The sequence below is a fragment of the Azospirillum sp. TSH58 genome (genome assembly GCF_003119115.1).
Classification (GTDB): Bacteria; Pseudomonadota; Alphaproteobacteria; order Azospirillales; family Azospirillaceae; genus Azospirillum.
Genome location: NZ_CP022363.1, coordinates 206,405 through 218,009, shown reverse-complemented (window position 1 = coordinate 218,009; position 11,605 = coordinate 206,405). Strand labels below are relative to the sequence as shown.

The window sequence follows — 11,605 nt, the reverse complement described above, 5'->3', positions numbered from 1 at the left end:
TTTCCAAATGGATTGCCGACGAGAATGACCCGGTTCGCTTCCTCCTTCCGGCCGCGGGGCCACAAGGCCCGCGCGTCCTTCGTCCTGGCTGCCGCCGCGCTGCTCGCCAGCGGATGTTCCGTCAGCCCGAAGCCCCTCTCCGATGACGAGAACGTGTCCCGCCTGCGCGAGGACATGTCGGTCATCATGGCGCCGCAGGAGCCGATCACCGGCCCCGTGTCGATGCACGAGGCGATGGCGCGGGCCATCAAGTACAACCTCGACGAACGCGTGAAGCTGATGGAAATGGCGGTCGCCAACCAGCAGCTCGATCTGTCGCGCTTCGATATGCTGCCGCGTCTCGTGGCGGGGGCGGGCTACACCGGGCGCAACAACGAATCCGGATCGGAAAGCCTCAACCTCGCCACCGGCCGCCGCACGGGCGAGAGCACCACGGCGACGGACCGGCATCGCCGGACCGCCGACCTGGGCTTCACCTGGAACATTCTCGATTTCGGCGTCAGCTACCTGCGCGCCCGCCAGAACTCCAACCTCGTCCTGATCGCCGACGAGCGCCGCCGCCGCGTCGTCCAGGGCATCCTGCAGGACGTGCGCACCTCCTATTGGCGCGCGGTCGCGGCGGAGCGGCTGCTGAAGCGGATCGAGCCGCTGGAGAAGCGCATCGAGGCGGCCCGCAAGAACGCGAACGCCCTGGAGGCCCAGCGCGTCCAGGCCCCGCTGCAGACCCTTTCCTACCAGCGCGCGCTGGTCGACACGCTGCGCCAGCTCCAGACGCTGCGGCGCGAACTGGTCGCCGCCAAGTCGCAGCTCGGCGCGCTGATGGGCCTGCCGCCGGGCGAGAACTTCACCATCCAGATGCCGCCGGACGTCACCGGCAAGGACGTGCCGGCGATCACGGCGTCGGTCGAATCCCTGGAAACCTACGCGCTCCTCAACCGTCCGGAGCTGCTGGAGGAGTCCTACAACGCCCGCATCACCGCCGACGAGACGCGCCGCGCCCTGCTGAAGCTGCTGCCGGGCATCGACCTGAACGCTGGCCTGCATTACGACAGCAACAGCTTCCTGCTGAACCAGCGCTGGGCCGATTACGGAGCGCGGGTGTCGTGGAACATCCTGTCCCTGGCCTCGGCCCCGGACACCCACGCCTTCTCCAAGGCGCAGGAGGAGCTGGTCGCCTTCCGCCGTCAGGCCCTCAGCGTGGCGGTGCTGAGCCAGGTGCGCGTGGCGATGGTGCAGTTCCGCGAGCTGTCGCAGGAGTTCTCGCTCAACGCCGATCAGGCGGCGATCGACCGCCGCATCCGGCAGCAGTACGTCAACAGCAGCACGGTCGGCCAGCAGGGCGACATGAGCGTGATCCAGGCCGAGGTGTCGGAACTCGTCTCCGATCTGCGGCGCGATCTCGTCTACGCCGACCTGCAGAACGCCTACGCCCGCGTCATGGTGTCGGCGGGCGTCGATCCGATGCCGGAGGCCGTTCCGTCCCAGGATCTCACGACGCTGCGTCAGGCGGTGTCCGACGGGCTGGGCACCTGGCAGCAGAAGGCCGGTGGCACGGCGCGCCTCCAGGATCTGCTGGTTCCCGCCACGACCTCCGAGAAGGCCCCGGTGGAGAAGGCTCCGGTCGAAAAGGCGGCCGAGCCGAAGACCGAGCCGAAGGGCGCCCCGGTCGCCGCGCGCGGCGAGGAGCCGGCGGATCGCAAGGCCGCGGCACCGGAGCGCGTGACGGTGGCCGAACTGCCGCAGCAACCGGCCGCCACCATGGCCACCCCGATGACGGTGTCCTACAGCCCGCCCACGCGGCCGGAACCGGCGAAGGTCTACTCGGTGCCGCCGAGCGCTCTGTCCCCGCTGGGGCGTGCCTCCGCGCGCTGATTCCGATGGGGCGGCGCACCGGCACCGCCCCCTTTCGGCTGTGTCGGTGCGCCGCCGCTGAAACAAATAAGCGTACAGGACCGCTCGCGAATCCTGGATCGTTGCGCTTCCGGAGCAAAGGGTGCAGAAAATCTCTGCCATGATGTGCCGCTTTCGCCCCTCACGCTTCCTCGCTGCGCTGTCTATCGCGCTGCTCCCCCTGCCGCTTGCCGCCGCCGACCCGGCGCCGGTCCCCGAAGGCGGGGTCCGCGCGCTGATCGAGGCGCGGCAGCACGCCGTGCTGTCCAGCGAGATCGCCGGGCGCATCGGGCGAATCACCGTGGAGGCGGGCCAGTCCTTCAAGGCGGGGCAGACGCTCATCGCGTTCGACTGCAGCCATTATCAGGCGGCGGTCGATGCGGCCCGCGCCAACCTGCGCGCCGCCGACGTCACGGTGCGGCAGAGCCGGCGCCTGGAGCAGCTGAAGTCGATCGGCGGGGCCGAGGTCGAGATGGCCGAGGTGAAGGCCGAGGCCGCCCGTGCCGATCTGCGCAAGGCGGAGATCGAGGTCCGCCGTTGCGACGTGAAGGCGCCCTTCGACGGCAAGGTGGTGGAACAGCGGATCCGCGAGCATGAGTCGGTTCCCGCCGGCACGGCCCTGCTCGAAGTGCTGTCCGACCGCGATCTTCGCGTGGAGTTGATCGTCCCGTCCTCCTGGCTGGTCTGGCTGAAGCCCGGCCAGCGGTTCGAGCTGCGCATCGACGAGACGGGCGAGGCCCTGGACGGCGAGGTCACCCTGATCGGCGCCCGCGTCGACCCGGTCAGCCAGTCGTTGAAGGTGACGGGCAAGCTGCTGGCCGACAAGCAGGGCAACGCCCCGAATCTGGTCGCCGGCATGAGCGGAACCGCCCGCTTCAACCCGGCGGAGGAGGCCAAAGGTGCCCGATGACGTCAAATCCGTCCGGATGGAGGCGGCCAACCCGCTGAACAGCCTCCTGCTCCTCCTGAACCTGCAGCAGGAGGCCCGGCAGGCCCAGAATCCGGAGGCGCTGCGCTTCCTCATCGTGAACCAGACGCGGCGGATGATCGCCTACCAGCAGGCGGTGTTCCTGACCGTCGCGCCGTCGGGCAAGGCGCGGCTGGAGGCGGTGTCCAACGTCGCCGTTCCGGAACGCGACGCTCCCTTCACCCGCTGGCTGGAGGCCGCCGCCTCGGCCATCGCCGCGGGGGCGGAAGCGCGCAACCTGCACGGCATCGCTCCCACCGAGGTGCCGCCCGCGCTGGCCCGCGACTGGGGGCAGTGGGGACCGGCGCAAGCGTTGTGGGTGCCCCTGCCGGGGCCGGACGGCACCGTCACGGCGGTGTTGTGGCTGGCCCGCGACGACGCCTGGACGGAAGGCGAGAAGGTGCTGCTCGCGCAGCTCTCCGGCGGCTATGGACACGCCTGGTGGGCGCTGACCCGGGCGGGACGCCGCTCCGGTGTCCGGGCGCGCAAGGGGGTGTGGGCGCTGGCGGTGGTGGCGGTCCTGGCGGCGGTCCTGGCCATCCCGGTGCCGCAATCGACGCTGGCTCCGGCGGAGGTGGCGCCGCGCGACCCGCTGATCGTCAGCGCGCCGCTGGAAGGCGTGATCGAACGCTTCCACGTGCAGCCGAACGAGCCGGTGACCACCGGCCAACCGCTGTTCACCTTCGAGGCGACGGTTCTGAAGAGCCGCCTGGAGGTGGCGCGCAAGGCGCTGGCTTCGGCGGAGGCGGAGTTGCTGACCGCCTCGCAGGGGGCCTTCACCGATCCGCTGAGCAAGGCGCGCATCGCCCAGTTGAAGACCCAGGTGGAGCTGCGCCGGGCGGAGATGGACTTCGCCCGCGACCTGATGGACCGCGTCACCGTGAAGGCGGAGCGGACGGGCATCGCCGTCTTCACCGACGCCAACGACTGGCTGGGCAAGCCGGTGGCGGTCGGCGAGCGCATCCTGACCCTGGCCGATCCGCAGGCCGCGGAGGTCGACGTGCATGTGCCGGTCAACGACGCGATCGTGCTGCAGGAGGGGGCGGAGGTCAGCCTCTATCTGAACGTCGATCCGCTGCGTCCGCTGCGCGCCAGGGTGTCCCACGCCAGTTACGAACCGGGGCTGACCCCGGGCGGGGTTCTGGCCTACCGCGTCCGCGCCGATCTGGCGCCGGACCAGCCGACGCCGCGCATCGGGCTGCGCGGCACCGCCAAGATCCAGGGGGAGCGGGTGCCGCTGGCCTTCTACCTGTTCCGCCGTCCGCTGGCGGCGCTGCGCCAGACCGTGGGGCTCTGAGCCATGGGCGCCGCCGCCATCGGCATGACGACGGGACCGGCGGTCGTCACGCCGGTGGACCCGCTGGACAGCGTGCGGTTGCCGCCGCTGCGCGAGGAGTTGCAGCTGCTGCCGGCCCCGCCGGCGGTGGACGGCTCGCCCTGCTGGACGATCCACGACCCGGTGCGCAACCGCTATTTCCGCATCGGCCACGGCGCCTTCGAGGTCATCGCGCGCTGGCATCACGGGTCGCCCCGCGCCATTGCCGCCGCGGTGGCCGCCGAAACGGTCCTGCAGCCGGAGGCGGAGGACGTGGTCGGCCTCTACAAGTTCCTGGCCTCCAGCAACCTGACCCAGGACGCCGACGTCGATTTCCTGGCGAAGCAGACGGCGGCGCGGCGCACGTCCTGGTGGATGTGGCTGCTGCACAATTACCTGTTCTTCCGCATTCCGCTGGTCCGCCCGGACGCCTTCCTGAACGCCACGGTGCGCTATGTGGCGCCCTTCTACAGCCGCGCTTGGCTGTGGACGGTGATCGGGGCGGGGATTCTGGGCATCATCCTGGCGATGCGCCAGTGGGACAGCTTCGCCCACACCTTCCTGCATTTCTTCACGCTGGAGGGCATGGCGCTCTACGGCCTGACCCTGCTGGTGACCAAGACGCTGCACGAGCTGGGGCACGCCTACACGGCGAAACGCTTCGGTTGCCGGGTGCCGACCATGGGGGCGGCCTTCCTGGTGATGTGGCCGGTGCTCTACACCGACACCAGCGACGCGTGGCGGCTCGTCTCCCGCCGCGCCCGGCTGCACATCGCGGCGGCGGGCATGCTGACGGAACTGGCGCTGGCCGCCTTCGCCACCCTGGCCTGGAGCTTCCTGCCCGACGGGCCGCTGCGCAGCGCCGCCTTCTTCGTGGCGACGGTGAGCTGGGTGACGACCCTGACGATCAACCTCAGCCCCTTCATGCGCTTCGACGGCTATTATCTGCTCGCCGACGCGCTGGACGTGCCGAACCTGCAGGACCGCGCCTTCGCGCTGGCCCGCTGGCGGCTGCGGGAATGGCTGTTCGGCCTGGGCGACGAGGTGCCGGAGCGGTTCGATCCGTGGATGCACCGGGTGTTGCTGGCCTACGCCTTCGCCACCTGGGTCTACCGGCTGGTGCTGTTCATCGGCATCGCGGTGCTGGTCTATCACGTCTTCATCAAGGTGCTGGGCATCGTGCTGTTCGCGGTGGAAGTCGGCTGGTTCATCCTGCGCCCGCTGGTCAACGAGATGATGGAATGGTGGGAGCGGCGGGGCAGCCTGCGGCCCAACCGGAACCTCCTGATGACTTTGGGCGGCCTGACCGCGCTGGTGTGGCTGGCCTTCGTGCCGGTCACCGGCTCCATCGCCGTGCCGTCGGTGTGGCGGGCGGAGGGGTTCTCGACCCTGTTCGCCCCGGTGCCGTCCCGCATCGCGGAGGTGCTGGTCCAACCCGGCCAGCGCGTGGCGGCGGGCGACCTGCTGTTCCGCCTGGAGGCGCCGGAGCTGACCAGCAGGCTGCAGCAGTCGGAGTTGCGCATCGCGCTGGCCCAGGACCGCATCGACCGCATGCTGGCCGCCCGCGACGGGCTGGACCGGGTGCGCGTGATGGAGGAGGATCTGGCCGCCGGGCTCGCCGACCGGCAGGGTCTGCTCGACGGTCTGGCGCGGCTGGAGATCCGCGCGCCGATCGCCGGAACGGTGGTGGATGTCGCCGACGCGCTGCGCCCCGGCCGCTGGGTGGGGCCGTCGCTGGCGCTGGGCCAGATCGTGGCCGACGGCGGCGGGGAACTGGTCGGCTATGTGGCCGAGAACGACCTGACCCGCGTGATGGCGGGCGCCGCCGCGGTGTTCCACCCCGACGATCCGCTGCGCCCCCGCATGGAGGCGCGGGTGACGGCGGTGGACCGGGTCGGCGTGAAGGGGCTGGACGTTCCCGCCCTGGCCTCGATCCACGGCGGTCCCATCGCGGTGGAAAGCCAGACCGGCCCGTCGATGGGGCGGACCAACGCCGAGGCCGCGCGTTCCAACCTGAAGCCGGTGGAGGCCGTTTACCGGGTGACCCTGGCGCCGCTGGACCGGACGCAGGCGGGACCCGCCCACCAGATGCGCGGCGTGGCCCGCGTCGACGGCGAGGCGCGCAGCCTGGCCGACCGCTTCTGGCGCACCGCGCTGGCCGTGCTCATCCGCGAAACCGGGTTCTGACGGGGGGCGGCCGTCAGGGCGCGATCAACCTGGGCGCCCCTCAGGGCGCGATTGCCCCGGCGCCCCTCAGGGCGCGATCGCCCACTGCCCGTTGGCCATCTTGCAGAAGGTCAGCCTGTAGGGTTGGATCGTCCGCCGGATGAAATTGGCCTGAACGTCCCCGCAGGGCGCACCGTCGCGCTCATGAACCTTCTGCACGACCACATCGCCGCGCACCCCGGTCTTCGGGTTGTTCCATTCGGTGCGCCGCCCCTCCTCCATGGGGGTCAGGGCGTCGCCGAGCGCCTTGCGGAACAGATCCCAATCCTCGTCCGTCAGATCCACCCCGCCGCGTCCGCCGAGGAAGAGGCCGAACTGGGCCTGCGCCGGGGCGGCGAAGGCCAGCGTCGCGACCAGCGCGGCGGCGTGGACCCCGAAGGCAAAGGACGGGATGGATAACAGGCGCATGCGGCGGCTCCTTATGACCGTTGGTGACTCCGGGCATTTTAGGAACGATTGATGATGCCTCCATGTGAAGGCAGGTCACGAACCCGGGTGTTACGGTAACATACGCCTCACCCGTTGGCGGGCGGCGGCCTCCGGCCGTTCCCATGCTCCGTTCCCATGCTTCGGGACGTTCCAAAGTCAGGATCACGGTGCGCGTTCCGCCGCGGGGCCGTTCGATAGGCAACGGTAACGTACTGGCTTCCTGATCGAGGGGCGGACGAGCGTTTCCCATTGTCGGTCCACGTCATCGGCGCGGGCTTTTCCGCCCGATGGGCACCGCTCCGTCGCTCTCCGGCAGGATGGCCCTATGAACAGAGATTCGGGGACGCGCCGCACGTCGGCCCGGTGGCCGGCCCTGGCCTTGCTTGCCGCCCTGCTGTTTGCGGCTTGGCCGTCCGGATGGGTCGTGGCGCAGACACCGGATGCCCACACCTCCACGCCCGAAGGACCGGCGACAGCGCTGGAGGTGTATGCCGCGCGTCTGGAGGCGGTCGCCGCCACCTATCCACTGCTTCCCTCCATCCTGTCGGACGCCTTCGCCCGCCCCAACGGGCGGGAGGCGGCGGTGCACCCGCTGCGCCTGCTGCGCGGCCTGCTGATCCTCTTCGCGGCGGGGACGGTGGCGTTTCTGCTGACGCGCCGGGTCCTGGCGGGGCCGCTCCGCAAGCTGGAGGCGGACGGCGGGGCGCCGCTGCTGACCGGCGCGCTGCGCTTCGTGCTGGGGCTGGTTCCGGTGGGCGCCTTTGCGCTCGGGGTGCTGGTCGTCTACGCGATCGTGCGCCCGCCGCACCCCGCGGCCCCGGCGGTCCTGCTGGCGGTGCTTCAGGCCGCGCTGACCGTGCTGCTGACCGACCGGCTGATCCGCTTCCTCTGCGCGCCAGGACACCGCGGCTTGCGCCTGATCCCGTTGGAGGATGCCGACGCGCGCGCCCTGCACCGCACCGGCGTGGTCACCGTGACGCTGGCCGCGACGGTGCTCGGGCTGGTCGATCTGCTGCTGGCGCTGGGGGTCGGCGGGAACGCCATCGTCGCCGTCGGCCTGCCGCTGAGCACCGTGCCCTTCCTGTATCTGCTCCATCGTGTGTGGCGTGGGCGCGTGGCGGTGGCGCGGGCGATCGCCCGTCCGCTGGGCATCGAGGCGAAGGACCATCCCACGCTGGGGCTATGGGCGGTGGTGGCCTCGGTCTATCTGGTCGTCCTGTGGCTGGTCGTCGCGGCGGCGGCGGTGCGGCTGGAGCCGGCGACGGGGCCGCGGATGCTCGCCAGCCTGCTGGTGGCGCTGGCCGTGCCGGCTGTCGCGCTGATGGCCCAGCGCCCGCTCGCCCGCTTCTACCGGGGGGAGGAGACGGAGGCGGGAAAGGCCGCGGTGGCGCGGGTGATGCGGGCGCTGTGGCTGGCCCTGTTCGTCGTCGGCGTCTTCGCCACCGCGGCCATCTGGGGCTTCCGGGTGGAGCAGGCCAGCGGAGCGTCCGGCATCGCCCTGCGGCTGCTGTTCAACGTGACGGTCGTGCTTCTGCTCGGCTACGTCGCCTGGACGATGGTGGTGCGGGCGATCGACCGGACGCTGGAGGAGGCCCGGCACGACGGGCCGTCGTCCCGCGGGCAACGGCTGGCGACCCTGCTGCCGCTGCTGCGGAAGTTCCTTCAGGTCGTGCTGGTCGCCATCGTCGCCATGATCGTGCTGTCCTCGCTGGGCATCGAGATCGGGCCGCTGCTGGCCGGGGCGGGGGTGGTCGGCATCGCCATCGGGTTGGGAGCCCAATCGACCATCGCCGACATCCTGGCCGGCGTCTTCTTCCTGCTGGAGGACGCCTTCCACATGGACGATTACGTGGAGGTGGGGAACCTGCGCGGCACGGTGGAGGGTATTTCCCTGCGCTCGCTCAAGCTGCGCCACCACCGCGGCGCGGTGCACACGCTGCCCTTCGGCCAGATCAAGGCGCTGACCAACTACAGCCGCGATTGGGCGCTGATGCGTCTGGAGTTCCGTGTCCCGCCGGAGACCGACATGGGGCTGGTCAAGAAGCTGGTGAAGGACGTCGGCAAGGAGTTGTCCGCCGACCCGGAGATGGGGCCGAGCTTCATCGAGCCGCTGAAGTCCCAGGGCGTGCGGCGGGTGGAGGACGACGCGGTCATCATCGGCGTCAAGTTCATCACCAAGCCCAACGAGCAGTTCGTCATCCGGCGCGAGGCCTACCACCGCCTGATCCAGGCCTTCCAGGCCCACGACATCCATCTGGTCGGGCGCGGCGTGGTCGTGCGGGTGGAAGACCCGGACGCCGCCAACCGGATCATCGGCTTCGCCGCCGCCCAGGCCGTGAACGGCACCCGCAAGGAGAGCGGAGCGGCCGACTGAGGTCCGTTACGCCGCCGGCTTTACGGACAGCCACGCCGCGATGACGAAGGCGGGCAGGCGGCCGAGCGCCGCGTCGTCCCGGCCGGTCTCCTCCTGCCATGCCCGGTGGCGGTCCAGCGCGTTGCGCAGGGCGGCCGCACGCTCCGCCGCGGGGACGGCGGACAGGGCGGTGTCCAGGCTGGTGAGGTAGGGCGGGAATTCCGCGTTTGCGCCGGCGAGGCCGCGTTCCGTTCCCTCGGGGTCGAACCACGCCTCCGCGGCGGCGGTGTCGGCGCTGGGCGGGACGACCATGCCGCCGACATAGCCGGTGGGCTGGACCACCTTCCACCCCTTGCGGCTCGGCCCGGTGGTCCAGCCGAGCGCGCGGGCGACCTCCATCGTCGCGGCGCGGGTCGGCGCCTGACGGGTGATGCGGTCCAGGAGATCGGTCAGGTCGGCGGCGGGCATCGGGGCGCTCCTTTGATAACCGACTGGTGATGAACCAACCGGATGGTCCTCAACGTACAACATCGGTGGCGGGCGGGACGAGGACAGCCTATCTGGGATACGGCCCATCAGGCGAGAGGGAGCGGTGCGGAAAAGAATGACGGCCACCATCCTGGTGATTTTGATGACGCTGGTCCTGCTTCTGGCCGGTCCGGCCTTCGTGATCGCGTCGGGAACGGCGACGCTCGGTGTCGACTGGAGCCGGGCGGACCGCAGGTCCGTCGGCCTCGCGCCCGATCCCGCCACGACGCCGGAGGCGGTGGTGCAGGTCTACGCCGCCCGCGCCCTGTCCTGGCGCGGCGCCTTCGGCACGCACCCCTGGTTCGCGGTGAAGCCGGCGGGGGCGTCGGCCTACACCGTCTATGAGGTGGTCGGCTGGCGGGTCTACCGCGGCCTGCCGGCGGTGGCAGTCAGCAACCGCGACCCGGACGGGCGCTGGTTCGGCTCCGCCCCCGCCGTGCTGGCCGAGTTGCGCGGCCCCGCCGCCGAAGCCGCCATCCCCAAGATCGCCGAGGCCGCCCGGAGCTACCCCTACGCCGGAGAATACCGCATCTGGCCCGGCCCCAACAGCAACACCTTCGCCGCCTGGGTGGGGCGGGCGGTGCCGGACCTCCGGCTCGACCTGCCCTCCACGGCGCTGGGCAAGGATTATCTGGGCACCGACGTGATCGCGCGGGCGCCCAGCGGCACCGGCTGGCAGGTCAGCCTGTTCGGCATCGCCGGCCTGCTCCTGGCCAAGGAGGAGGGGTTCGAGGTCAATCTGCTCGGCATGACCTTCGGGGTCGATCCCTTCGATCTCGCGGTCAAGATCCCGGGTGTCGGGCGGGTGGCGCTGAACGCCCCCGCCCCGACGGCCCCGGCCGCCGACAGCCCGCCTCCGGGCTGAACCTCAGGTCTCCTCGTCGGCGGCGGACATGCCGGTGCCGGCGGGGCCGAGCGGCGGGTTGCCGCGCTTGAGGCCGAGCCGGGTCATGCAGTCCCACGCCTCCTCCGCCGTGTCGGCGATGTCGAACAGTTCCAGGTCGCCGGCGCTGATCATGCCGTGGTCGGCCAGGGCGCGGAAGTTCACAACCTCGTTCCAGTAGTCGCGCCCGACGAAGACGATGGGCAGGCGCGACGCCTTGTTGGTGTTGCGCAGGTTCAGGATCTCGAACGCCTCGTCGAAAGTGCCGAAACCGCCGGGGAAGATCGCCAGCCCGTTGGCGCGCATCGCCAGATGCATTTTCCGGATGGCGAAATAATGGAAGCGGAAGGTCAGCTCCGGCGTGCTGTAGGGGTTGGGGTGCGGCTCCTGCGGCAGGCTGATGTTGAAGCCGATGCTCGGCGCCCCGGCCTCCTGCGCGCCGCGGTTGGCGGCCTCCATCAGGCCGGGACCGCCGCCGGTGGCGATCACGTTGTCGCGCTGCCCGTCCTCGGTGGGCGCCAGCGCGCCGCCGCGTTCCGACACGATGCGGCCGAAGGTCCGCGCCTCCTCGTACCAGGCCGCCTGCTTGGCCCGCCGTTCGGCCTGTTGCCGCTCCTCGGGCGTCCGGGCGGCGCTGAGAAGCTGTTCCGCCCGTTCGGGCGAGGGGACCCGCGCGCTGCCGTAGACCACGATGGTGGAGCGGATGCCCCAGGCTTTCAGCTCCGCTTCCGGCTTGGCGTATTCAAGCATGAAGCGCACGCCGCGCATCGGCTCGCTCAACAGGAAATCGCGGTCCTCGAAGGCGATGCGGTAGGCGGCGGATTCGTGGTTCGGTCGGCTGTCCTTCATGCTGTGCTCCGAATGGGGACGGGGACGGCTTCTGGTCATGTGGGGTCGCGGACGGCTCGCTGCCCGGACTCAAAGGGTTTGCATTCAAAGGAATTGTGCCGCAGACCGGAGGGAGGCGGAAGGGAAACCGCGTCCGCGTCTTTCCATGAGCCTCCGCCCTGCCCA

At 70.8% G+C, this 11,605-nt stretch carries 9 protein-coding genes; 6 read left to right on the top strand and 3 right to left on the bottom strand.

The window, feature by feature from the left end; all coding sequences use genetic code 11:
* Nucleotides 1–24 precede the first annotated feature (24 nt).
* The 4 genes from TSH58p_RS00915 (at nt 25) to TSH58p_RS00900 (ending at nt 6,359) form a co-directional block, all read left to right on the top strand.
* Nucleotides 25–1,872: a TolC family protein gene (locus tag TSH58p_RS00915; RefSeq protein ID WP_109072780.1), complete on the top strand. Its 1,848-nt coding sequence runs from the start codon at nt 25–27 to the stop codon at nt 1,870–1,872.
* 139 nt (nt 1,873–2,011) lie between these two features.
* Entirely contained in the window at nt 2,012–2,800 is a 789-nt protein-coding gene (locus tag TSH58p_RS00910; RefSeq protein WP_247874317.1) for an efflux RND transporter periplasmic adaptor subunit, read from the top strand.
* The gene (locus tag TSH58p_RS00905) at nt 2,790–4,154 is read left to right on the top strand and encodes an efflux RND transporter periplasmic adaptor subunit (RefSeq protein ID WP_247874316.1); all 1,365 of its coding nucleotides are present in this window, start codon (nt 2,790–2,792) and stop codon (nt 4,152–4,154) included. The genes TSH58p_RS00910 and TSH58p_RS00905 overlap by 11 nt, the downstream gene beginning before the upstream one ends.
* Before the next feature lie 3 nt (nt 4,155–4,157).
* Nucleotides 4,158–6,359 carry an HlyD family efflux transporter periplasmic adaptor subunit gene (locus TSH58p_RS00900; RefSeq protein ID WP_109072779.1) on the top strand — a complete coding sequence of 734 codons (2,202 nt, stop codon included), beginning with the start codon at nt 4,158–4,160 and terminating at the stop codon, nt 6,357–6,359.
* A gap of 66 nt (nt 6,360–6,425) precedes the next feature.
* On the opposite strand, the gene TSH58p_RS00895 is transcribed toward TSH58p_RS00900, so the two are convergent.
* On the bottom strand, nt 6,426–6,806 hold the full coding sequence (locus tag TSH58p_RS00895; protein WP_109072778.1) for an RT0821/Lpp0805 family surface protein: 381 nt from the start codon (nt 6,804–6,806) through the stop codon (nt 6,426–6,428).
* Nucleotides 6,807–7,152: 346 nt separating this feature from the next.
* Between TSH58p_RS00895 and TSH58p_RS00890 the strand changes: the two genes are divergently transcribed.
* Complete coding sequence (locus TSH58p_RS00890) at nt 7,153–9,201, top strand: mechanosensitive ion channel family protein (RefSeq protein WP_109072777.1); 2,049 nt, start codon at nt 7,153–7,155, stop codon at nt 9,199–9,201.
* A 6-nt stretch (nt 9,202–9,207) separates the two neighbouring features.
* On the opposite strand, the gene TSH58p_RS00885 is transcribed toward TSH58p_RS00890, so the two are convergent.
* On the bottom strand, nt 9,208–9,648 hold the full coding sequence (locus tag TSH58p_RS00885) for a hypothetical protein (protein ID WP_109072776.1): 441 nt from the start codon (nt 9,646–9,648) through the stop codon (nt 9,208–9,210).
* A gap of 136 nt (nt 9,649–9,784) precedes the next feature.
* Between TSH58p_RS00885 and TSH58p_RS00880 the strand changes: the two genes are divergently transcribed.
* The gene (locus tag TSH58p_RS00880) at nt 9,785–10,573 is read left to right on the top strand and encodes a DUF3750 domain-containing protein (RefSeq protein ID WP_109072775.1); all 789 of its coding nucleotides are present in this window, start codon (nt 9,785–9,787) and stop codon (nt 10,571–10,573) included.
* Between the two features lie 3 nt (nt 10,574–10,576).
* Here TSH58p_RS00880 and TSH58p_RS00875 read toward each other — a convergent pair whose 3' ends face one another.
* The gene (locus tag TSH58p_RS00875) at nt 10,577–11,440 is read right to left on the bottom strand and encodes an LOG family protein (protein ID WP_109072774.1); all 864 of its coding nucleotides are present in this window, start codon (nt 11,438–11,440) and stop codon (nt 10,577–10,579) included.
* Nucleotides 11,441–11,605 lie beyond the last annotated feature (165 nt).

What these genes read in the sequence shown, in the direction of transcription:
- TSH58p_RS00915 (WP_109072780.1), top strand. Translation starts at nt 25, where the DNA reads ATGACCCGGTTCGCTTCCTCCTTCCGGCCGCGGGGCCACAAGGCCCGC.
- TSH58p_RS00910 (WP_247874317.1), top strand. Translation starts at nt 2,012, where the DNA reads ATGATGTGCCGCTTTCGCCCCTCACGCTTCCTCGCTGCGCTGTCTATC.
- TSH58p_RS00900 (WP_109072779.1), top strand. Translation starts at nt 4,158, where the DNA reads ATGGGCGCCGCCGCCATCGGCATGACGACGGGACCGGCGGTCGTCACG.
- TSH58p_RS00895 (WP_109072778.1), bottom strand. Translation starts at nt 6,806, where the DNA reads ATGCGCCTGTTATCCATCCCGTCCTTTGCCTTCGGGGTCCACGCCGCC.
- TSH58p_RS00890 (WP_109072777.1), top strand. Translation starts at nt 7,153, where the DNA reads ATGAACAGAGATTCGGGGACGCGCCGCACGTCGGCCCGGTGGCCGGCC.
- TSH58p_RS00885 (WP_109072776.1), bottom strand. Translation starts at nt 9,648, where the DNA reads ATGCCCGCCGCCGACCTGACCGATCTCCTGGACCGCATCACCCGTCAG.
- TSH58p_RS00880 (WP_109072775.1), top strand. Translation starts at nt 9,785, where the DNA reads ATGACGGCCACCATCCTGGTGATTTTGATGACGCTGGTCCTGCTTCTG.
- TSH58p_RS00875 (WP_109072774.1), bottom strand. Translation starts at nt 11,440, where the DNA reads ATGAAGGACAGCCGACCGAACCACGAATCCGCCGCCTACCGCATCGCC.